The sequence below is a fragment of the Streptomyces sp. E11-3 genome, assembly GCF_046540415.1.
Classification (GTDB): Bacteria; Actinomycetota; Actinomycetes; order Streptomycetales; family Streptomycetaceae; genus Streptomyces.
In genome coordinates, this window is the sequence record NZ_JAZGRL010000002.1 from 1,438,915 (window position 1) to 1,460,372 (window position 21,458).

The 21,458-nt window shown below is 71.8% G+C and carries 21 protein-coding genes and 1 riboswitch; of the genes, 11 read left to right on the top strand and 10 right to left on the bottom strand.

Annotated elements, in window-relative coordinates:
• Nucleotides 1-244: 244 nt before the first annotated feature.
• Together U9R90_RS25580 and U9R90_RS25585 are read left to right on the top strand one after the other, a co-directional pair.
• Nucleotides 245-862 (top strand): DUF4126 domain-containing protein, encoded by a 618-nt coding sequence (locus U9R90_RS25580; protein ID WP_411059023.1) that lies wholly within the window; start codon nucleotides 245-247, stop codon nucleotides 860-862.
• A gap of 79 nt (nucleotides 863-941) precedes the next feature.
• A complete protein-coding gene (locus tag U9R90_RS25585) occupies nucleotides 942-2,444 on the top strand; it encodes a phytoene desaturase family protein (RefSeq protein WP_411059024.1) in 1,503 nt (500 codons plus the stop codon).
• 25 nt (nucleotides 2,445-2,469) lie between these two features.
• Here the strand turns inward: U9R90_RS25585 and U9R90_RS25590 are convergent, their stop codons facing one another.
• The 6 genes from U9R90_RS25590 to U9R90_RS25615 form a co-directional block, all read right to left on the bottom strand.
• A complete protein-coding gene (locus U9R90_RS25590; protein WP_411059025.1) occupies nucleotides 2,470-3,333 on the bottom strand; it encodes a hypothetical protein in 864 nt (287 codons plus the stop codon).
• A gap of 52 nt (nucleotides 3,334-3,385) precedes the next feature.
• The gene (gene metF, locus U9R90_RS25595; RefSeq protein ID WP_411059026.1) at nucleotides 3,386-4,309 is read right to left on the bottom strand and encodes a methylenetetrahydrofolate reductase [NAD(P)H]; all 924 of its coding nucleotides are present in this window, start codon (nucleotides 4,307-4,309) and stop codon (nucleotides 3,386-3,388) included.
• A gap of 128 nt (nucleotides 4,310-4,437) precedes the next feature.
• Nucleotides 4,438-5,076 (bottom strand): thiamine phosphate synthase, encoded by a 639-nt coding sequence (gene thiE / locus U9R90_RS25600; RefSeq protein WP_411059027.1) that lies wholly within the window; start codon nucleotides 5,074-5,076, stop codon nucleotides 4,438-4,440.
• 71 nt (nucleotides 5,077-5,147) lie between these two features.
• Nucleotides 5,148-5,291 carry an Rv2175c family DNA-binding protein gene (locus U9R90_RS25605; RefSeq protein WP_411059028.1) on the bottom strand — a complete coding sequence of 48 codons (144 nt, stop codon included), beginning with the start codon at nucleotides 5,289-5,291 and terminating at the stop codon, nucleotides 5,148-5,150.
• An 11-nt stretch (nucleotides 5,292-5,302) separates the two neighbouring features.
• Nucleotides 5,303-5,674, bottom strand: coding sequence for an Rv2175c family DNA-binding protein (locus U9R90_RS25610; protein ID WP_411059029.1), 372 nt, complete (start codon nucleotides 5,672-5,674; stop codon nucleotides 5,303-5,305).
• Between the two features lie 59 nt (nucleotides 5,675-5,733).
• Nucleotides 5,734-6,897 (bottom strand): NAD(P)/FAD-dependent oxidoreductase, encoded by a 1,164-nt coding sequence (locus U9R90_RS25615; RefSeq protein WP_411059799.1) that lies wholly within the window; start codon nucleotides 6,895-6,897, stop codon nucleotides 5,734-5,736.
• Nucleotides 6,898-7,063: 166 nt separating this feature from the next.
• Nucleotides 7,064-7,176, top strand: a riboswitch (TPP riboswitch).
• Here U9R90_RS25615 and thiO point away from each other — a divergent pair.
• The 6 genes from thiO (at nucleotide 7,174) to U9R90_RS25645 (ending at nucleotide 13,903) form a co-directional block, all read left to right on the top strand.
• A complete protein-coding gene (thiO, locus tag U9R90_RS25620) occupies nucleotides 7,174-8,334 on the top strand; it encodes a glycine oxidase ThiO (RefSeq protein WP_411059030.1) in 1,161 nt (386 codons plus the stop codon). It overlaps the preceding riboswitch by 3 nt.
• Nucleotides 8,335-8,456: 122 nt before the next feature.
• Entirely contained in the window at nucleotides 8,457-8,609 is a 153-nt protein-coding gene (gene thiS, locus U9R90_RS25625; RefSeq protein WP_411059800.1) for a sulfur carrier protein ThiS, read from the top strand.
• A 5-nt stretch (nucleotides 8,610-8,614) separates the two neighbouring features.
• On the top strand, nucleotides 8,615-9,409 hold the full coding sequence (locus U9R90_RS25630; RefSeq protein WP_411059031.1) for a thiazole synthase: 795 nt from the start codon (nucleotides 8,615-8,617) through the stop codon (nucleotides 9,407-9,409).
• A gap of 107 nt (nucleotides 9,410-9,516) precedes the next feature.
• Nucleotides 9,517-11,460 (top strand): Stk1 family PASTA domain-containing Ser/Thr kinase, encoded by a 1,944-nt coding sequence (pknB, locus tag U9R90_RS25635; RefSeq protein WP_411059032.1) that lies wholly within the window; start codon nucleotides 9,517-9,519, stop codon nucleotides 11,458-11,460.
• Nucleotides 11,461-12,376: 916 nt separating this feature from the next.
• The gene (locus tag U9R90_RS25640; protein ID WP_411059033.1) at nucleotides 12,377-13,246 is read left to right on the top strand and encodes a deoxyribonuclease IV; all 870 of its coding nucleotides are present in this window, start codon (nucleotides 12,377-12,379) and stop codon (nucleotides 13,244-13,246) included.
• 81 nt (nucleotides 13,247-13,327) lie between these two features.
• Nucleotides 13,328-13,903: a DUF4396 domain-containing protein gene (locus U9R90_RS25645; RefSeq protein ID WP_411059034.1), complete on the top strand. Its 576-nt coding sequence runs from the start codon at nucleotides 13,328-13,330 to the stop codon at nucleotides 13,901-13,903.
• Nucleotides 13,904-14,100: 197 nt separating this feature from the next.
• Here U9R90_RS25645 and U9R90_RS25650 read toward each other — a convergent pair whose 3' ends face one another.
• Both U9R90_RS25650 and U9R90_RS25655 read right to left on the bottom strand, forming a co-directional pair.
• A complete protein-coding gene (locus U9R90_RS25650; protein WP_411059035.1) occupies nucleotides 14,101-15,453 on the bottom strand; it encodes a class II 3-deoxy-7-phosphoheptulonate synthase in 1,353 nt (450 codons plus the stop codon).
• A gap of 18 nt (nucleotides 15,454-15,471) precedes the next feature.
• A complete protein-coding gene (locus tag U9R90_RS25655) occupies nucleotides 15,472-16,395 on the bottom strand; it encodes a DUF2867 domain-containing protein (RefSeq protein ID WP_411059036.1) in 924 nt (307 codons plus the stop codon).
• A gap of 45 nt (nucleotides 16,396-16,440) precedes the next feature.
• Here U9R90_RS25655 and U9R90_RS25660 point away from each other — a divergent pair, with 45 nt between their 5' ends.
• The 3 genes from U9R90_RS25660 (at nucleotide 16,441) to U9R90_RS25670 (ending at nucleotide 19,128) form a co-directional block, all read left to right on the top strand.
• Nucleotides 16,441-17,031, top strand: coding sequence for a TetR/AcrR family transcriptional regulator (locus U9R90_RS25660; RefSeq protein WP_411059037.1), 591 nt, complete (start codon nucleotides 16,441-16,443; stop codon nucleotides 17,029-17,031).
• A gap of 32 nt (nucleotides 17,032-17,063) precedes the next feature.
• A complete protein-coding gene (locus U9R90_RS25665; protein ID WP_355716996.1) occupies nucleotides 17,064-17,120 on the top strand; it encodes a trp operon leader peptide in 57 nt (18 codons plus the stop codon).
• Nucleotides 17,121-17,244: 124 nt separating this feature from the next.
• Complete coding sequence (locus tag U9R90_RS25670; RefSeq protein WP_411059038.1) at nucleotides 17,245-19,128, top strand: anthranilate synthase family protein; 1,884 nt, start codon at nucleotides 17,245-17,247, stop codon at nucleotides 19,126-19,128.
• Nucleotides 19,129-19,172: 44 nt separating this feature from the next.
• On the opposite strand, the gene U9R90_RS25675 is transcribed toward U9R90_RS25670, so the two are convergent.
• Both U9R90_RS25675 and U9R90_RS25680 read right to left on the bottom strand, forming a co-directional pair.
• A complete protein-coding gene (locus U9R90_RS25675; RefSeq protein WP_411059039.1) occupies nucleotides 19,173-20,183 on the bottom strand; it encodes a 2-hydroxyacid dehydrogenase in 1,011 nt (336 codons plus the stop codon).
• Between the two features lie 183 nt (nucleotides 20,184-20,366).
• Nucleotides 20,367-21,395, bottom strand: a complete 1,029-nt coding sequence (locus tag U9R90_RS25680; RefSeq protein ID WP_411059040.1) for a 6-phosphofructokinase — start codon at nucleotides 21,393-21,395, stop codon at nucleotides 20,367-20,369.
• Nucleotides 21,396-21,458: the final 63 nt, after the last annotated feature.

The following is a 21,458-nucleotide window of genomic DNA, read 5'->3' on the forward strand; positions in this document are numbered from 1 at the left end:
CCCGTGGTACTCCCCCGGCCCCTCGGGAACCCGAGGAGCACCCCCACTCGTCGGGAGTGCGCGCCGTTCCGCCGCCCCGTGTCGGCGGTGCCGGCGCCGCGCTCCCTCCGTGGCCTCCACTCTGTCGTCCGCGCGGGTGCGCCCCCATCCGCGCGGCTACTCATCTCATCCACTAGGTACGAATACTCAGACCTGTGTGCTCATCCTCAGGTCAGGCTTTACGTAACTGGTTACGATCGCGTCCGTGTCCGTACTCCCTTTGGTGTTCACCAGTGGCTGGGCCAGCGGTGTCAACGCCTATGCCGTCGTCCTGCTGCTCGGCGTCTTCGGCGCCACCGGTCTGACCGACGAGGTGCCCGCTTCGCTGCAGCGCACCGACGTCCTGGTCGTGGCCGGTGCGCTGTTCCTCTGCGAGGCGGTGGCCGACAAGATCCCCTACGTGGACTCGGCCTGGGACGCCGCGCACACCGTGATCCGGCCGGTCGCGGGTGCGGTGGTGGGGGCTCTGCTCGCGGGGCAGAGCGGCTCGCTGTCCGATCTGACGGCTGGCGCGGTGGGCGGTTCGACGGCCCTGATCAGCCATTTCGTGAAGGCCGGGACACGGATGGCGATCAACACCTCGCCCGAGCCGTTCAGCAACATCGTGATGAGTACGGCCGAGGACCTCGGGGTCGGCACTCTGGTGACGTTCGCGATCTTCTATCCGGAGGTGGCGGCGGTCATCGCGGGGGTGCTGCTCCTGCTGGGGCTGGTGATCGTGCTCTTCCTCGCCCACCGCATCCGGCGGTTCATGCGCCGCAGGGCGCGGCGTCGCGAGGAGAAGCGGCTGGCGGGGGCGGGCCTGGGGCCGCCGCCCGGCTGAGCCGCGCTCCGGCTGAGCCGCGGTCGGTCCGGCTGAGCCGCGGTCCGGGCTGTCAGTGCGGGCCGATAAAGTCGCTGGCATGGCACGGATTGCGGTGATCGGCGCCGGGATGGGCGCCATGGCGGCTGCCGCCCGGCTGGCCGTGGCAGGCCACCGGGTGGTGGTGTTCGAGCGCGCTGACACCTACGGCGGCGCCCTGGGTCGCTACGCGCGGGACGGCTTCGGCTTTGACACGGGCCCCGGCCTGCTGCCGCTGCCCGCCGTGTACCGCGATCTGTTCATCAAGACCGGCAAGCAGCCCCTTGAGGACGTCGTCGAGCTGGTCCAGGTGGAACCCGCGGTCTGTCATGTCTTCGCGGACGGCACCGAGGTCCGGCTGCCGAACGCCTCGCGGGCCGGCGCCGTGGACGCGCTGGACGCGGCCCTGGGCGCGGGCGCGGGTGAGCGCTGGGGCACGGTCATGAACCGCGCGCGGGAGGCCTGGGACCGCACCCGCAGACCGCTGCTCGAAGAACCCCTGTGGCCGAACTGGCAGGTGCTGGCCGAGCGCGAGCCCTACCCGGCGGTGGAGCGGCGCCGGGTGCTGCGCCGCAGCCGTACCGCGACCACCCTGGCCGAGGTCGGCGAGCTGGAACTCGGCGACCCACGGCTGATCGCCCTCCTTGAGAGCCACGCCGTGGCGCACGGCCTCGATCCCCGTACGGCTCCCGCGAGCGCCGCGGTCCTGCCGTACATGGAGCAGTCCTTTGGGGCCTGGTACGTCCGCGGCGGGATGCGGGAGCTGGCCCGCGCGGTGTACGAGCGGTGCCTGACCCGCAAGGTCGAGTTCCACTTCGGTTCCGCGGTGACCCGGATCGTCGAGAAGGACGGCCGGGCGGCGGGTGTCGAGTCGGCGGACGGCTCGGTCCACGAGGCGGACTTCGTCGTGGCGGGGGTCGCGCCCGGAGTGCTCGACTCGCTGACGGGTCGCCCGGTGTGGGGCGAGGTCGGGCCGCAGTCCGGGCTGCCGAGCCGGTTCACGGTACTGCTCGCCCTGCGCGGCGGCCGTCCGGAAGGCACCCCGCATCGCACGGTGCTGCACGCCAGGCACCGGGCGGACGAGCTGAACCACCTCTTCACCGCCCCGGACCTCGGCGGCTGTGCCGCACCCACGGTCACCGTGCTGCGCCCCGACGATCAGACGCTGGCGCCGGACGAGGACCACGAGGCGGTCACCCTGACCGCCACCGTGCCCGCGCACGAGCAACTCGGCCCGGAGGTCGTGGAGAAGGTCGCGGACCAGCTGATGGCCGTCGCCGAGCGCGCGCTGCCCGGCCTGCGCGACCGACTGCTCTGGCGCGAGGTGCGCACCCCGGCCGATGTCGCCCGGGCGACCGGGGCCGACGGCGGTGCGGTGCCCGCTCCCGCGCTGGCCGCGGCGGCCGGACGGCTGCTGCATCCGGCCAACAGCACCGAAGTGCCCGGACTGCACCTCGTCGGCGGCTGGTCCCACCCTGGCGGCGGGCTGCCGCACGCGGGGATGTCGGGCGCCCTGACCGCGGGGCTGATCGTGGAGGGTCCGGAGTTCCGCGGCTCGCAGTGAGCCGGGGCCAGCGAGCCGCCCCAGCTCAGTAGCGGTACGGCTGCTGTTCGTTCTGGTAACCCGCGCCGTAGCCGTCCTGGTAGGGCGGGGGCTGTTCGGGCTGCAGCTCGCTGTCGCGCTGCTGCGGTACCCAGACCCCACCGGGCGGGGTCTCGGCCGCTCCCGGATAGGCGGCACCGCCGTACGGGTCCTGGTAGCCGGTGCCGTAGCCCTGCTGGTCCCCGGCATAGGGGGCGTACGGGCTCTGGCCGCCGTAGGTCTGGGTGTCGTAGGTCTGGGTGCCGATGTAGGGGTCGGAGTACGCGGCGTACTGCTGCTGCGCCCCGGTGTCGTAGCCGTACTGCTGCTGGTCGTAGCCGGAGTAGCCGTACTCCCCCGCGGCGGAGGCGGCCGCGGGCTGGGGCGGGTAGTCCGCGTCCTGGTATATGCCGTACTGGCCGGTGTCCTCGGGCAGCGGCTCCGGGGCGTACACCGGAGACGGAGGCGCCAGGTGGTCCATGGGCTCGGCGTAGTCCCGGTCGGGCATCGGGGGCTGCTCCGGTCCGTAACCGGCGTCGTACTCCAGGTCGCTGACCTCGAGCGTCGGGTCCTGCTCGGCCTCTCCCCGGGTCTTGCGGCGACGGCTCTCGCCCGGGCTCCCGCCGATCGCCCAGCCCGTGGAGAAGCCGCGGCGGAAGGACAGCGTCACATAGGTCTGCCCGATGGCGAACGCGGCCGTGCCGACGCCGATCACCAGCAGCGACTGCAGCAGCACTCCGAAGACCACACCGACGAACCCGACGAAGGCCAGCATCCGCCAGCGCAGCCGCGCCTTGTACTGCAGCAGCACTTCACCCAGCAGCCACAGCGCGACCACACCGAACGCGATGTAGAGGACCGCCCAGCCCATGTACGCCCCTCTCCTACGGCCGCCCGCCCCGGTCGGGGGCGGATACGGCCGATCAGGCCTGCTGTTGGTCGTGCAGGCCCAGATTCTCGTAGATTTCCAGCGTCGCGGTCGAGTTGTTGAGCGTGATGAAGTGCAGTCCGGGCACTCCTTCGGCCAGCAGCCGCGCGCAGAACTCCGTCGCGAACTCAATGCCAATGGAGCGTACAGCCGCGGGATCGTCCTTGGCTGTGAGGATGCGCTCTTTCACGTGCTCCGGGAAAACCGCGTTGCTGAGCTGCGGCAGCCGGGCGAGCTGCTTGACGTTGGTGACCGGCATGACCTCGGGGATGATCGGGGTCTCGCAGCCGGCGGCCGCGACCCGGTCGCGCATCCGCAGGTAGTTCTCGGGGTCGAAGAACATCTGGGTGATCGCGTAGTCGGCGCCGGCGCGGCACTTGTCCACGAAGTGCTGGATGTCACTGTCCCAGTCGGCCGAGCGCGGGTGCATCTCGGGGAAGGCCGCTACGCCCACGCAGAAGTCGCCGGACTCCTTGATCAGCTGCACCAGCTCGGCGGCATAGGCCAGGCCCCTGGGGTGCGGGACCCACTCGCCCATCGGGTCGCCCGGCGGGTCACCGCGCAGTGCGAGCATGTTCCGGATTCCCGCGTCCGCGTACTGCCCGATGATGTTGCGCAGCTCGGCGACGGAGTGGTCGACCGCGGTGAGGTGGGCGACCGGGGTGAGGGTGGTGTCGGCGACGATCTGCTGGGTCTCCTTCACCGTGCCGGCGCGCGTGGAGCCGCCCGCACCGTAGGTGACGGAGACAAAGCTGGGTGCTACCGCCTCAACTCGGCGCAGCGAGTTCCACAGGTTCCGCTCCCCTTTCGGGGTTTTCGGCGCGAAAAACTCGAAGGAATATGAGGTTTTGCCGGTCGTGAGCAGGTCACGCACCGTGCGTGCGCGATCGATCCTGGTGGAAGCAGTGCCAAGGGCCATACCGGCAGGTTAGCCAGGGCTTCGCGGCACCCCAACCAGGCCGGTGCGATATGTCCATAATGTGCATTTGTTGTCCACCCCTCGGACACCCGCACACGCCGGGGACGCATCAAGGGCCTGGGGAGGTTCTAGACCTCGCGCAGCCGCTTGGCGAGGTGTGCGGCCGCGGCTCCCGGATCGTCGGCCTCGGTGATCGCGCGGACGACCACCACCCGGCGGGCGCCCGCTTCCAGTACCTCGTCCAGGTTCGCGGCGTCGATCCCGCCGATCGCGAACCACGGGCGGTCCGTGCCGAGCGAGGCGGTGTACCGCACCAGGTCCAGGCCCGGTGCGTACCGGCCCGGCTTGGTGGGGGTCGGCCAGCAGGGGCCGGTGCAGAAGTAGTCCACGCCGTCCTGGGTAGCGGCGGCGGCTACTTCGGATTCGCCGTGGGTGGAGCGGCCGATCAGGACCTCGTCGCCGAGGATGGCACGGGCCGCGGGCACCGGCAGGTCGCCCTGGCCCAGGTGCAGCACGTTCGCGCCCGCGGCGTGCGCGACGTCCGCGCGGTCGTTCACCGCGAGGAGCTTGCCGTGCCGCTGACAGGCGTCCGCGAAGACGGCGAGGTGCTCAAGCTCCTCGCCGGCCTCCATGCCCTTGTCCCGCAGCTGCACGATGTCGACACCGCCCGCGAGCGCGGCGTCCAGGAACTCCGGCAGGTCGCCCTGGCGCTTACGGGCGTCGGTGCAGAGATACAGCCGGGCGTCGGCGAGCTGTGCGCGTGACATGGAGCGCTCCCCCGTAGTCGGTGGCGTGCGGGCGGCCCTGCTGGGCGGCCCGCACGCCAACAGTTGTCAGGTCAGACGGCGAGCGCCTGGGCGCGGCGCTTCACCTCCGTGCCGCGATTCTCGCTCAAGGCCTGCGCGGGCGTGCCGGGCAGGGTCGGGTCGGGGGNGGGGGGGGGGGGGGGGGGGGGGGCGGGGGGGGGCCCCCCCCACGCCAACAGTTGTCAGGTCAGACGGCGAGCGCCTGGGCGCGGCGCTTCACCTCCGTGCCGCGATTCTCGCTCAAGGCCTGCGCGGGCGTGCCGGGCAGGGTCGGGTCGGGGGTGAAGAGCCACTCGAGCATCTCTTCGTCGGAGAAACCGTCGTCCCTCAGGAGGGTCAGGGTCCCGCTGAGGCCCTTGATCACCTTGGCGTTCTCGCCGTCGATGAAGGCAGCGGGCACCTGGAGCGCGCGGTTCTCACCACGGCGCACGGCGATCAGGCTGCCTTCCTTGACGAGCTGTCGCACGCGGGTCACTTCGACACCGAACATCTCGGCGATGTCGGGGAGGGTGAGCCAGCTGGGGACGAGAGCATCGATCTTTGCGTCAATCTCGGTCACAGGGACAAGCGTGCCATCCCGGACTGACAGTCGGTACCCGGCACAGCCCCGTCACGGGATCAGAGCGTCGTCGATTTCAGCGGTACGGAGGGGTCGGCCAGTCGTTCCTGGTCCAGTGGCGCCCCAGAGGCGATCAGCCGCCGCCCCTGCGCCAGGTCGCGCGGCCGCCCCACGGCGAGCAGCGCCACCAGGGCCCCCTCGCGCAGCCAGCACACCGTCCAGGCGGCGCCCTGCGGTGACCCGCGCCACACCAGGGTGTCCGCGTTGCCGTGGTGCCCGGCGTACTGGACAAAGCGGCCGAACTGCTCCGACCAGAAGTACGGCACGGGGTCGTAGACCTCGGGGGTCTCGCCGATGATGTTCGCCGCCACCGCGCGCGGGCCCTGCAACGCGTTGTCCCAGTGGTGCACGAGGAGCCGCTGACCGAACCGCGCCGAGGGGAACGAGGCGCAGTCGCCGACCGCGTACACATCGGGCGCCGAGGTGCGCAGGCGGTCGTCCGCGACGATCGCGCCGTCCGGCCCGACGGCGATCCCGGAGCCGCTGACCCAGTCGGTGGCGGGCCGGGCGCCGATGCCGACGACCACGGCGCCCGCGGCCAACCGGGTCCCGTCGTCCAGGACGACGGCACCGGGCTCGACCCGCGCCACGCGCGCGTGGGTACGCAGGGTGGCTCCGGACTCCGCGTACCAGTGGGCCATGGGGGCCGCGACCTCGGCGGGCAGCACCCCCGCGAGCGGCCGCTCGGCGGCCTCGACGACCGTGACCGCGCACCCCGCATCGCGGGCCGCCGTGGCGAACTCCGCGCCGATCCAGCCGGCGCCGACGACCACGATGTCGTGCTTCTCGGCGAGTACCGGGCGCAGCCGCTCCGCGTCGTCCAGGGTGCGCAGCAGATGGACCCCGGGCACCCCCTGCGCACCGGGCAGCCGCAGCGGCTCGGCCCCGGTGGCGATCACCAGGACGTCGTAGCCGACGGGCCCGTCGGCGGTGTCCAACTGGTGGGCGTCGGGGCGCACCCCGGTCACCTCGCGGCCCAGCCGCAGCTCCACCTCCAGCTGCTCGAAGTCCACGTCGAAGGCGGACCCCTCCGCCTCGCCGAGCAGCACGGCCTTGGACAGGGGCGGCCTGTCGTACGGCTGGTGCGGTTCGGCGCCGATCAGCGTGACCACCCCGGTGAAACCCTGCTCGCGTAGAGCCACGGCGGTCTGCACACCGGCCATCCCCGCGCCGACGATCACGACACGCTGCTCCTGCTGCCTCTGCTCGTTCACCCGATCACCATAAACAACTGACGGATCATCAGGAAGCGGAAGGGTCAGCGGCTCGGGAGGCGCCCGCCCCCGGCTCCCTTATCCCGTCGGAGCCGAAGGGCTAGGCTGGCCGCTGTAGACCACTCGCGGGAGCCCGGACGCACCGGGCTGAGAGGGAGGCTCAGGCGCCTCCGACCGTACGAACCTGATCCGGGTCATGCCGGCGAAGGGAGGGGCTGGACGCCCATGCACGCACGCACCACATCAGACGTCCTCGTCCTCGGGGGCGGCATCATCGGCCTGGTCACGGCCTGGCGGGCGGCCCAGCGGGGCCTGGACACCGCCGTCGTCGACCCGGAGCCGGGCGGCGGGGCCGCCCAGGTCGCGGCCGGGATGCTCGCCGCCGTCACCGAACTGCACTACGGCGAGCAGACGCTGCTCGGCCTCAACCTGGCCTCCGCGCGCCGCTATCCGGACTTCGCCGCCGAACTCGAAGAGGCCAGCGGCCAGGACCTCGGCTACCGCGCGTGCGGCACGCTGGCGGTCGCGCTGGACGCCGACGACCGTGCCCATCTGCGGGAGCTGCACGCCCTGCAGCAGCGTTCGGGCCTGGAGTCCGATTGGCTGTCGGGGCGCGAGTGCCGCCGTCTGGAGCCGATGCTCGCGCCGGGGGTACGCGGTGGTCTGCGGGTCGAGGGCGACCACCAGGTCGATCCGCGCCGGCTGGCCGACGCCCTGGTCACGGCGTGTGAACGGGCCGGGGTGCGATTCCACCGCGACTGGGCCGACCGGCTCACCGTCGCGGGCGACCGGGCCCGCGGGGCCGTCCTGGCGGACGGCACGGAGCTCGCCGCCGACCAGGTGGTCCTGGCCGCGGGGAGCCTCAGCGGCAAGCTCGCCGGGGTGCCCGCGGCCGTGCTGCCCCCGGTGCGTCCGGTCAAGGGCCAGGTCCTGCGGCTGACCGTGCCGTCGTCGTACGCCCCCTTCCTGAGCCGTACGGTCCGCGCCGTGGTCCGCGGCAGCCATGTCTACCTGGTGCCGCGCGAGAACGGTGAGCTGGTCATCGGCGCCACCAGCGAGGAACTGGGCTGGGACACCACGGTCACCGCGGGCGGTGTGTACGAGCTGCTGCGCGACGCGCACGAGCTGGTCCCCGGCCTCACCGAGCTCCCCCTCACCGAGACCCGCGCGGGTCTGCGCCCCGGATCCCCGGACAACGCGCCGCTCCTGGGGCCAACGGCGCTCCCCGGCCTGCAGCTGGCCACCGGACACCACCGCAACGGTGTCCTGCTGACCCCGATCACCGGTGAGGTCATGGCCCATGCCCTGACGACCGGTGAACTCCCCGAAGAGGCGCGCCCCTTCACGCCCCGGCGCTTCGGCATCCTTCAGGAGCAGCCCGCATGACCACGCACACCGACAACCCCGACAACGCCGACAACACCGGGCACGCCGGGCACGCCGGGCACGCCGGGGCGACCGTGCCCGTCTCCGTGAACGGCGCGCGCCGTGAGATCCCCGCGGGCAGCATGCTGGACACCCTGGTCGCGACGCTGACCACCGCCCCGTCCGGGGTGGCCGCGGCCGTCAACGAGACCGTCGTACCGCGCGGCGCGTGGCAGCGCACCGCACTGCGTGCGGGGGACCGCGTGGAAGTCCTCACCGCCGTCCAAGGAGGCTGATCCCCATGGCTGACGATCCCCTGGTCATCGGCGGTTCGAAGTTCTCGTCCCGGCTCATCATGGGCACCGGTGGCGCGCCCAGCCTTGAGGTGCTTGAGCGGTCCCTGATCGCGTCCGGCACCGAGCTCACCACGGTCGCGATGCGCCGCCTGGACCCGGAGGTGCAGGGCTCGGTGCTGTCCGTGCTGACACGGCTCGGCATCCAGGTGCTGCCGAACACGGCGGGCTGCTTCACCGCGGGCGAGGCCGTGCTGACCGCTCGGCTGGCCCGCGAGGCGCTCGGCACCGACCTGGTGAAGCTGGAGGTCATCGCCGACGAGCGCACTCTGCTGCCCGACCCCCTGGAGACGCTGGAGGCCGCGGAGACCCTGGTCGACGACGGCTTCACGGTCCTGCCGTACACCAACGACGACCCGGTGCTCGCGCGCAGACTCGAAGAGGCGGGCTGCGCCGCGATCATGCCCCTGGGGTCGCCGATCGGCTCGGGCCTCGGCATCCGCAACCCGCACAACTTCCAGCTGATCGTGGAGCACGCGCGCGTGCCGGTGATCCTGGACGCGGGGGCGGGCACGGCATCCGACGCCGCCCTGGCGATGGAGCTGGGGTGCTCCGCGGTGATGCTGGCCTCCGCGGTGACGCGGGCGCAGGAGCCGGTACTCATGGCCGAGGCCATGCGCCATGCCGTCGAGGCGGGGCGGCTGGCACGGCGGGCGGGGCGGATCCCGCGGCGGCACTTCGCCGAGGCCTCGTCGCCGACGGAGGGGCTGGCCCGCCTGGACCCGGAGCGCCCGGCCTTCTGACAGACAGGCTCAGAAGCAGGCTCTGACGGTCACAGGTCAGCTGCAGTACGGCGGTACGGGCCCCCGAGGGGTCGGGCGTGTCAGCGGCGGCTCGTACACTCACCTGCGTGGACACGACCCTTCAAGATCCGCTCGTCGGCCAGGTCCTAGACGACCGCTACCGCATCGACGCGCGTGTCGCCGTCGGCGGGATGGCCACGGTCTACCGGGCCGTGGACACCCGCCTCGACCGCGTGCTCGCGATCAAGGTGATGCACCCCGAACTCGCATCGGACGCGTCCTTCGTGGAGCGCTTCATCCGCGAGGCCAAGTCGGTGGCGCGGCTCTCGCATCCGAACGTGGTCGGGGTATACGACCAGGGCACCGACGGCGCGTACGTCTATCTGGCGATGGAGTACGTCGCCGGGTGCACCCTGCGTGACGTGCTGCGCGAGCGCGGCGCGCTGCAGCCGCGGGCCGCGCTGGACATCCTGGAGCCGGTGCTGGCCGCGCTGGGCGCGGCGCACCGCGCGGGGTTCGTGCACCGCGACATGAAGCCGGAGAACGTCCTGATAGGGGACGACGGCCGGGTCAAGGTCGCGGACTTCGGCCTGGTCCGTGCCGTGGACACCGTGACGAACACCACCGGCGCGGTGCTCGGCACCGTCTCCTATCTCGCGCCCGAGCAGCTGGAACACGGCACCGTGAACCCACGGGTCGACGTGTACGCCTGCGGTGTCGTCCTCTACGAGATGCTGGCCGGCGGCAAGCCGCACACCGGGGACTCCCCCGCCCAGATCCTCTTCCGGCATCTGCACGAGGACGTGCCGCCTCCCTCGGCCGCCGTACCGGATCTCGCCGTCGAGCTCGACGAGCTGGTGGCGGCCGCGACCGCTCGCACGCCCGAGGTACGCCCGTACGACGCGGTGGAGCTCCTCGGGCAGGTCAGGGAGGCGCGGGCCGCCCTGAGTGAGGCGCAGCTGGACGCGATGCCGCCGCAGGCCCGTGCCGCGGACCACGACAACGCGGAGGACCGCACCAGCGTGATCGCGCGCGCCACGGGCACGGTGCCGCGGCCCCAGTCCGCCGAGCAGGACCAGGTGGAGGTCAACCGCACCAGTCGGCTTGAGATGCCCCCGGCCGAGCCGCCTCAGGCGCCGCCCCCGGCCGCCGGGTGGCGTGGCCCGCGGCGTTCGGTGCTCGCCGTGGTCGCGGGCGTGCTGCTGGCGCTCGGGCTCGGCGCGGGGGTCTGGTACATCAACTCGGGTCAGTTCACGCAGGTCCCGGCGCTGCTGAGCAAGACGGAGGCCGAGGCGCGTAAGTCGCTGTCCGACGCCGGACTTGAGGTCGGGGACGTCAAGGGCGAGTACAGCACCACCGACAAGCGCGGCACGGTCATCGGCAGCGACCCCGCGTCCGGCAGCCGGATCAGGGACAACGGCGAGGTGACGCTCACCCTGTCGCTCGGGCCGCGCACCGCCAAGGTCCCCGACCTCACGAACACCCCGCTGGCCAAGGCCAAGACCGAGCTCAAGGACCTCGGCCTGGAACCCGGCATGGTCAAGCGCACGTTCAGCAACAGCGTCCCGAAGAACTCCGTCGTCCGTACGGACCCGCCCGCGGGTACCGAGCGCAAGGCGGGCAGCGCGATCGCCCTCACGGTGAGCAAGGGCGCCCAGGTGGAAGTGCCGGACGTGGTCGGCGAGTCCGTCGCCGACGCGCGCGACGAGCTGCGCGAGGCGGGCCTGAAGGTGAAGGTCGCCACGGAGCGGGTGTTCTCCGAGGAGGACGCGGGCAGCGTCGCCCGGCAGTCGCCCGGCGAGGGCCGGACGCTCGCGGAGGGCGACAACGTCACCCTCACGCTCTCCAAGGGGCCGAGGATGATCGAGGTCCCGGACGTCGTCGGCATGAAGATGGACGCCGCCAAGGCGAAGCTCGGCGCGGCGGGCTTCAAGGTCGAGGTGGACCGCGCGTTCCCGTTCCTCGGCGACGAGATCTCCAGCCAGTCCGTGGAGGGCGGCGAGGAAGCGCCGGAGGGCAGCACCATCCGCATCAAGACGAAGGGCCTGTAGCCGCGGGCGGGGTCGCGGTCCGGGCCAGCGGTCACGGTCCGCGCCTGGGGCCCCGGTGTCCGGGCCCTGGCCACCGGCCCGGCGGCCGGGGGCGGTGATCGGGGTGTAGACCCCAGGCCCGAGCCCAGTGGGCCGGGCTGCCGCATCCCGAGCGAGGCCGCAGCCACGGCGGGAAGCGGGCGGCGGGGGCGGCACAGCTACTCGACGGCGCCAGGAGCGGCAGGCACGCGGACGTACCCTCAGAGCGGACGCGGCCTGCCAGGCCGCGGGACAGGCAGTTGAAGCCCGAGGCCTCGGGCACAGGGCCCCGAGGCCCAAGGCGGGGCCAGCGCCTGAAGAGCGGAACCGAGGGCCGGACACTGACGTCCACACACGCCCGCGCCAACCGTCCGCCCTCACGGCCCTGGCAGCTGGGCTGACGCCCACGCGCTGTCGGCCGCGTCAACGCTCCGCGTCAGGAGCCCAGACTGACGAGCCGCGCTGATGCCCGCGCCGAGGGCCACACCGAGGGCCGCCCTCGGCGCCACGCTCACGGCCACGGGGCCACAGCCCTGCGGCCGATGGTTGGAGGTCTGGGTCTGGGGCAGGGACCGTGAGGCCGAGCACACAGTGCTGGGCCCTGGGGGCCAGCCCGACACCTGGGGCACGCCCAGGCTGGTGGTGACGGCCGCGCCAAGAGCCCGCACCGACGAGCCGCGCTGACGCCAACGCCGAAGGCCCGCACCGAGTGCTGCCCTCTCTGCCACGCTCACGACCACGGGGCCACAGCCCTGCGGCCACCAGTCAGGCAGGGCCACGAAGGCCGAGCCCGAGCACCCAGCACTGGCCCCTGGGGCGAGCCCGACGCCAGGACCGCGCCCGCTAGGGTGCAGGGCCCGCGCCCGGGCCGGGGCCGGTGGCGTGCCACCCTGGCAGTGTGAGCAGCAAGAGAACTCGTAACCCCATCGGCGGGCATGTGCCCGTGGCAGGTGGACTCGCCTCCGTGGGGCTGACGTATGCACGCGAGATGGGCGCCGAGACCGTCCAGGTCTTCGTCGCCAACCCACGCGGCTGGGCGACGCCCGTCGGCAACCCCCGCCAGGACGAGGCGTTCCGGGCGGCCTGTGCCGCCGAGGAGATTCCCGTCTGGGTCCACGCCCCGTACCTGATCAACTTCGGTTCGCACACCGAGGCGACCGCGCTGAAGTCCGTCGAGTCACTGCGCCACTCGCTGCGCCGAGGCCGGGAGATCGGCGCCCTGGGCGTGGTGGTGCACACCGGCTCGGCGACCGGCGGGCGGGAGCGCGAGGTCGCCCTGAGGCAGGTACGCGAGTACCTGGTGCCGCTGCTCGACGAGCTGACGCACGACGACGACCCGTACCTCCTGCTCGAGTCGACCGCCGGACAGGGCTCCTCACTCTGCGCCCGCACCTGGGACTTCGGCCCCTACTTCGAGGCGCTGGACGCCCACCCCAAGCTCGGCGTCTGCCTGGACACCTGCCACATCTTCGCGGCAGGGCACGACCTGGCCGGGCCGGGCGGCATGAAGCAGACCCTGGACCTGCTGGTGGACACCGTCGGCGAGGGGCGGCTCAAACTGATCCACGCCAACGACTCCCAGGACGTGGTCGGCGCCCGTAGGGACCGCCACGCGAACATCGGCTCGGGCCACATCGGCGAGGAGCCGTTCCAGGAGCTCTTCACCCACCCCGCGACCGACGGAGTGTCGCTGATCATCGAGACGCCCGGCGGCAAGGCCGGGCACGCGGCGGATGTGGCACGGCTGAAGGAGCTCCGCGGTCAATAAAGACCCTTGAGGAATACCCCCATGGGGTATACGGTTCCCGGTGTAGCGACAGGAACCGTTATCTGACGTTGGGGGCTCGCCATGCAGCATCACACCGACTCCGCGCACACACACGAGGGTCACGGCACGCACGAGGGTCACGGCACGCACGAGGCCCATGGCTCGCACGGGCACGAGGGTCACGGCGGGCACGAAGGCCACGGCGCGCACGCGGGGCACGGCAAGGTCAGCTGGTCCATGGCCGCCAAGGCCACCCTGCACTGCCTCACCGGCTGCGCCGTCGGCGAGATCCTGGGCATGGTGATCGGCACCGCGCTCGGCTGGGGCAACGCCCCGACCATGGTGCTGGCGATCGCGCTGGCCTTCTTCTTCGGCTACTCGTTCACGATGTACGCCATCCTGCGGGCCGGCCTGACCCTCAAGGCCGCGATCGGCGTCGCCCTGGCCGCCGACACGGTCTCCATCACCGTCATGGAGATCGTCGACAACGGTGTGCTGCTGGCCGTGCCGGGCGCGATGGACGCGCATCTGTCCGACGCCCTCTTCTGGGGCGCCCTGGCCTTCGCCTTCGCGGTCGCCTTCGCCATCACCACCCCCGTCAACAAGTGGCTGATCGGCCGCGGCAAGGGCCACGCGGTGGTGCACCAGTACCACTGACGCGACCCCCACGCCGGGCGCGGCCAAACGGCCTCGGGGGCGGTCGGGNAGCACGAGTGCTACTGACGCACTCACCCGTGCGGCACGCGCCGCGCTGACCGGCCGGGCGTGGGGGCGGCGGGGGGGGCGGCCCAAGGCCACCCCCGCGGCCCACCCCCCCCCCCCCCCCCCCACCACTGCGTACAGCTACCTCAGAACTACTGGTCCCGGTACATCTCGGCGACCAGGAACGCCAGGTCCAGCGACTGGCTGCGGTTCAGACGCGGGTCACAGGCCGTCTCGTAGCGCTGGTGCAGGTCGTCGACGAAGATCTCGTCGCCGCCGCCCACGCACTCGGTGACATCGTCACCGGTGAGCTCGACATGGATGCCGCCCGGGTGGGTGCCCAGCGACTTGTGTACCTCGAAGAAGCCCTTGACCTCGTCGAGCACGTCGTCGAAGCGGCGGGTCTTGTGGCCGGACGCGGCCTCGAAGGTGTTGCCGTGCATCGGGTCGGTCACCCAGACGGGCGTAGCGCCCGAAGCGGTGACCTTCTCGACCAGGTCCGGCAGCTTGTCGCGGATCTTGTCCGCGCCCATCCGCACGATGAACGTCAGTCGGCCGGGCTCGCGGTCCGGGTCCAGGCGCTCGATGTACTGCAGCGCCTCCTCCGGGGTCGTCGTCGGGCCGAGCTTGATGCCGATCGGGTTGCGGATCCTGGAGGCGAACTCGATGTGCGCGCCGTCCAGCTGCCGGGTGCGCTCACCGACCCAGACCATGTGGCCGGAGACGTCGTACAGGTCACCCGTACGGGAGTCGACGCGGGTCAGCGCCGACTCGTAGTCGAGCAGCAGCGCCTCGTGCGAGGCGTAGAACTCGACCGTCTGGAACTCGGCCGGGTCGGTGCCGCAGGCGCGCATGAAGTGGAGCGCGTTGTCGATCTCGCGGGCCAGCTGCTCGTAGCGCTGCCCGGACGGGGACGACTTCACGAAGTCCTGGTTCCAGGCGTGCACCTGGCGCAGGTCGGCGTAGCCGCCGGTGGTGAAGGCGCGGACCAGGTTGAGCGTGGAGGCGGACGCGTTGTACATCCGCTTCAGGCGCTCGGGGTCCGGAATCCGGGCCTTCTCGGTGAAGTCGAAGCCGTTGACGGAGTCGCCGCGGTAGGTCGGCAGGGTGACACCGTCGCGGGTCTCGGTCGGCTTGGAGCGGGGCTTGGAGTACTGCCCGGCGATCCGGCCCACCTTGACCACGGGCACCGAGGCGGCGTACGTCAGCACGGCGCCCATCTGGAGCAGGGTCTTGAGCTTGTTGCGGATGTGGTCGGCGGAGACCCCGTCGAAGGCCTCGGCGCAGTCGCCGCCCTGGAGCAGGAACGCCTCGCCCCTGGCAACGGCTCCCAGGCGGGTGCGCAGCTGGTCACACTCGCCCGCGAAGACGAGCGGCGGATACGACTCGAGGTCCGCGAGTACCTCGCGCAGAGCCTCGGCATCGGGGTACTCAGGCTGCTGCGCCGCGGGAAGGTCTCGCCAGGTGTTGCCACCGGTAGTGGTGGTCTTAGCGTTGACGGTCACATCAGCAACATTACGGGGTCATGTCGCCCGTCCGGCCCGCGGCCCACCAGATGAGACGACCGTCTCCCGCTCCCCCGCGCTGGGCGCCGCCAGCGCGAGCCTGCGGTGGGTGCGGCGCAGCATGGTGCGGGCCATGAACGGGTGGACCTTGGAGACGACCGCCCAGTAGATCCGGCCGCGCCGGTTGTGTATACGCACCACCGAGCTCAGGGTGACCCGACGGGCCGCTTCGTCCACGAGGAGCGATGCCCTGAAGTCCAGGTGCCCGGCGTCCTGGCCGAGCAGGATCTCGCGCTCGGCCCGGTCCGTGACGCGGATGCCGCGCAGGACGCCTTCCCAGGCCGCGGGATCGCGGTCCATGCCGGGCAGCAGGTCCAGGGCGTACGCGTCCCGGTAGTCGGCCCGCTCGCACCAGTCGATGGCCGTACGCGGCAGCCTGGCGCCGTCGGGGATCTCGACCGGGACCGGCCGGTCCCAGCCCAGTCGGTTCAGCAGCCGCACCCAGGGCGACCAGCGCACGGGGTGGGTGACCTCGCGCCCCACCGCCCGCTCGACGTTGTCGAAGAGCTCCTCGATCACCGTGCCGTGCACCGCTCGGACGGCGAACAGCCAGGCGAGCAGGGATACGCCCTTGAGCTCCTGCTCCAGCACATGGCGCACCAGGCAGCGCTCAGGGCCCAGCGGCTCGACGGTCAGCTCGTGGAAGCCGCCCGCCGGGGCCGCGAAGTCGAAGCGGACGCGGCGGCCGGGTTCGTACGCCGTGACCCGGTAGCGCACCGGCCCGTGGCCGCCGTCCGCGCCCACCGAGAGCGGGCGGTCCAGCCGCATCGGGGACCAGGCGGGAGCCGGGAAGATCGGGTCGTCATCGGCGGCGAGGCGGTCGAACAGGGCCCCCACCGCCGTGGCCGGGGCCTCGACGGTCCGCTCATGGATGTTGCGCATCGTGCACCTCCATACGCTGGCGTATGGTTTACCGTACGCTACCGTATGGTCATGGCGCAACGGCAGCAGAAGCGGGACAAGAAGCCCCGGTTGACCGCACAGGACTGGGCGGACGCGGCACTCACCGCGATCGGTGAGGGGGGTCTCGCGGCTGTCGCCGTGGAGCCGCTCGCCACCCGGCTCGGCACCACCAAGGGCAGCTTCTACTGGCACTTCGCCAACCGGGACGCGCTCATCGGGGCCGCGCTGGAGCGCTGGGCCGAGACCAACACCGAGGGGATGATCACCGAGATCGAGGCGGAGCCCGACCCGAGGCAGCGGCTCCGGCTGCTCTTCCGCGAAGCGCTCGCCGCGGCCGACGACGACCCGCTGGAGGTCTCGCTGCTCGCCACGGCGGCCCATCCCCAGGTGGCCGACGCGCTGCACCGCGTCACCGAGCGCCGCGTCGGCTATGTCGCGCGCCTCTTCGCCGACATCGGCTTCCCCGAACCGGAGGCACGCCGCCGCGGACTGCTCGCGTACACGGCCTACCTGGGGCACATCCAGCTCGGCCACGCGGTGCCCTCCGCGCTGCCCGCGGGGGACGAGTTCGCCGCGTATCTGAACGAAGCGCTAGAGGTGCTGATGAGGCGCTGAAGTCACACCGACGATGCGCTAGGGTGCGGAGCATGTTCGCGCAGACGACCCAGACTTGGTGGTGGACCGCTCATCCGGCGGCCCACTGACTGCGCGTAGCACCGCATCGCGAAGGCCGCCCGAGGGGCGGCCTTCAGTGTGTTCCGGGGAGGTTTCCGGACGCGGGCCGTTCCTCCTCACCTCGGGCCGACAAGCCCGACAGGAAGGAACACCATGCGTATCGAGCGTCTTCTGGACGACGACTGCCCGCCCTTCGCCCTGCTGCGCCGCCGTACGCCCGGCCACGATCACGACACGGTCGAGGTGCTGATCGGCGAGGTGCACGAGGCCGAGCGGCTCGCCGACATCCCGGACCGGGAGCTTCCGGTGCTCGCCCTGGTGCCGTTCCGGCAGATCAGGGAGCGCGGCTTCGACGTACGCGACGACGGCACCCCGCTGACCGTACTGGCCGCCGACGAGGTGCACACGCTCCCGCTCGACGAGGCTCTCAAGCAACTGCCCGCGCACCGGGTGCGGGTCGAGGGCGGGGCCTTCGACGTGAGCGACGAGGCGTACGCGGACACCGTGGAGCGGGTGATCCACGACGAGATCGGGCGCGGCGAGGGCGCCAACTTCGTGATCCGCCGCACCTACGAGGGTGAGATCCCCGGCTTCGGGCGGGCCGACGCGCTGGCCCTGTTCCGGCGGCTGCTCGCCGGTGAGCGGGGCGCGTACTGGACGTATGTCGTGCACACCGGAACGCGGACCCTGGTCGGCGCAAGTCCGGAGGTGCATGTACGGGTCAGCGGCGGCACGGTCGTGATGAACCCGATCAGCGGCACCTACCGCTACCCGGCCGACGGGCCCACGGCCGAGGGGCTGCTCGACTTCCTCGCGGACTCCAAGGAGGTCGCGGAGCTGTCGATGGTCGTCGACGAAGAGCTGAAGATGATGTGCACGGTCGGCGACCGCGGCGGCGTCGTGGTGGGGCCGCGGCTCAAGGAGATGGCCCATCTCGCGCACACCGAGTACGAGCTGCGCGGGCGCTCCTCGCTGGATGTGCGCGAGGTGCTGAAGGAGACGATGTTCGCGGCGACCGTCACCGGGTCGCCGGTGCAGAACGCCTGCCGGGTCATCGAGCGGTACGAGCCCGGCGGCCGCGGCTACTACGCGGGGGCCCTGGCGCTGATCGCCCGGGACGCGGGCGGCGCGCAGACGCTGGACTCGCCGATCCTGATCCGTACCGCCGACATCTCCGCTGACGGACGGCTGCGGGTGCCGGTCGGGGCGACCCTGGTACGCGACTCGGACCCGCACTCCGAGGTGGCCGAGACCCACGCCAAGGCGGCGGGCGTCCTGGCGGCCCTGGGCGTACGTCCAGGGCGGGCGCGGGCCGACGAGGAGCCGCCCGCCCTGGCCGACGATCCGCGGGTGCGCGAGGCCCTCGACTCACGGCGCTCGCTGCTCGCGCCGTTCTGGCTGCGGATGCAGGAGCGGTCGGAGGCCGTCGCGGGGCACGCGCTGGTGGTCGACGGGGAGGACACCTTCACGGCGATGCTGGGGCATCTGCTGCGCTCCTGCGGCCTTGAGGTGACGGTACGGCGCTACGACGAGCCGGGCCTTCGGGCCGCCGCGCTCGCGCATCCGGGCCCGGTGGTGCTCGGCCCCGGGCCGGGGAACCCGTCCGATGCCGCCGACCCCAAGATGCGCTTCCTGCGCGGGCTGGCGGCGGAGCTGGTGCGCGGGCATGAGCACGGGCTGCTCGGTGTGTGCCTGGGGCACGAGCTGCTCGCCGCCGAGCTGGGTCTGGAGATCGTCCGGAAGCAGGTGCCGTACCAGGGGGCGCAGGCCCGCATCGGGCTCTTCGGTCGGACCGAGACGGTCGGCTTCTACAACAGCTTCACCGCGCGCTGCGACGCGGAGGCCGCGACCGAACTGGCGGCGCACGGCGTCGAGGTCAGCCGGGACGAAGCCAGTGGCGAGGTGCACGCACTGCGCGGGCCCGGCTTCGCCGGGGTGCAGTTCCACCCGGAGTCGGTGCTCACCCTCCGCGGCGCCGGGCTGGTCCGGGAGCTGCTCGACGCGGTGTCCGGCGCCCGGCCCGTCGCGCGGCCCTGAGAGCCTGCCTTTGACATCCGGGGGCGCCCACCTGGGCGCCCCGGTCAGGGGGCGGCCTTGGGTGCCGCCGGGACCAGGACGTTCTCGGAGCGGCGGCCCTCGGTGTAGTCCAGGACGTTCTGGAGCGTCGTCGCGATGATCTGCTCGACCGCGTCCACCGTGTAGTACGCCTGGTGCGAGGTGACCACGACGTTCGGGAAGGTCACCAGGCGGGCCAGCGTGTCGTCCTGGACCGCCTCCAGGGACCGGTCCAGGAAGAAGAGCCCGGCCTCGGCCTCGTACACATCGAGGCCGACGCCCGTGAAGCGCCCCGCGCGCAGTTCGGCGACCAGGGCGTCGGTGTCGACCAGGCCGCCGCGGCTGGAGTTCACCAGGATCACGTCGTCCTTCATGCTCTTCAGCGCCTCGCGGTCGATGAGGTGCTCGGTGGCGGGCAGCAGCGGGACGTGCAGGCTGATCAGGTCGGACTCGGCGAAGAGTCGTTCCTTCTCGACGTACTTCATCCCCAGCTCCAGACAGGCCGGGTTCTGCGCGACGTCCCAGCCGAGCAGCTTCATGCCGAAGCCGTGGGCGATCCGGGTGAACGCCTCACCGATCTTGCCGGTGCCGAGCACCCCGACGGTACGGCCGTGCAGATCGCGGCCCATCAGGCCGTGCAGCCGGAAGTCGAAGTCGCGGGTCCGGTTGGAGGCGCGGACGATACGGCGGTTGACGGCCATCGCCAGCGTCCAGGCGAACTCGGCGACCGAGTACGGCGAGTAGTACGAGACCCGGGCGACGGTGAGACCGAGACGCTCGGCGACCTGGAGGTCGATGTTGTTGAAGCCGGTGGAGCGCTGGGCGATCATCTGCGTTCCGCCGGCGGCCAGCGTCTGCAGGACGCGGTTGCCCAGGCTGGCGTTGACGCTGGTCGAGATGACCTCGTAGCCCGTCGCGATGGGAGCGGTGTCCTCGTTCAGGAAGACATCGAGGCAGCGGACATCGTGGTGTCCCTCGAAGGCCTTCTCGATCAGTGGCTGTTCATCGGCCTGCACACCGAATGCCAGGATTTCCACGACTTCTCCCAACGACGAGCAAAGGACGACGACGAGTAAGAAGAACTGACGAGTACGAAGAACTATGGGCCGTATAGACGCGAACACACGATCATTCGCGAATATACGACCCACAGCACCGCCGTGCCCGCCCGGGTCGGCCGGTCCCGGCCACCCTCAGCAGCGCTCAGCCCCTCAGCCCCCTCAGCCGAAGAAGACACCGACCTCGGCGTACAGCTCCGGGTCGACCGTCTTGAGCTTCGCGGTCGCCTCCGCCATCGGCACCCGCACGATGTCCGTGCCCCGCAGCGCGACCATCTTGCCGAAGTCTCCGTCCCGCACCGCGTCGATGGCGTGCAGCCCGAACCGGGTGGCCAGCCAGCGGTCGAAGGCGCTGGGCGTGCCGCCGCGCTGGATGTGGCCGAGGACCGTGGTCCTGGCCTCCTTGCCGGTGCGCCGCTCGATCTCCTTGGCCAGCCACTCGCCGACACCTGAGAGCCGGACATGCCCGAAGGAGTCCAGGGTGCCGTCCTTGAGGACCATGTCGCCGTCCTTGGGCATGGCGCCCTCGGCGACGACGACGATCGGGGCGTACGAGGACTTGAAGCGGGAGTGCACCCAGCCGCAGACCTGCTCGACGTCGAAGCGCTGCTCGGGGATGAGGATGGCGTTGGCGCCGCCCGCCAGGCCCGAGTGCAGGGCGATCCAGCCCGCGTGCCGCCCCATCACCTCGACGACCAGGACCCGCATATGGGACTCGGCCGTGGTGTGCAGCCGGTCGATGGCCTCGGTGGCGATCCCGACCGCGGTGTCGAAACCGAAGGTGTAGTCGGTGGCGGACAGGTCGTTGTCGATGGTCTTCGGTACGCCGACGCAGGGGACGCCGTACTCGTCGGACAGCCGGGTCGCGACGCCGAGGGTGTCCTCGCCGCCGATCGTGATCAGGGCCTCGATCTCGTGCTTGGCGAGGGTCTCCTTGACCCTGCGGACGCCGTTCTCGGCCTTGAGTGGATTGGTCCGCGAGGAGCCGAGGATCGTGCCGCCGCGGGGCAGGATGCCGCGCACCGCGGGGATGTCGAGCTGGACGGTGTCGCCCTCCAGAGGACCGCGCCAGCCGTCCCGGAAGCCGACGAAATCGTAGGCGTACTCCTGTACGCCCTTGCGGACGATGCCCCGGATGACGGCATTGAGTCCGGGGCAGTCGCCGCCCCCGGTCAGTACTCCGACCCGCATGGAATCTTCCCTTCACCACCTGGACGTTGTGACCGCCACGCTAATGGTGATCCAGGTCACTCA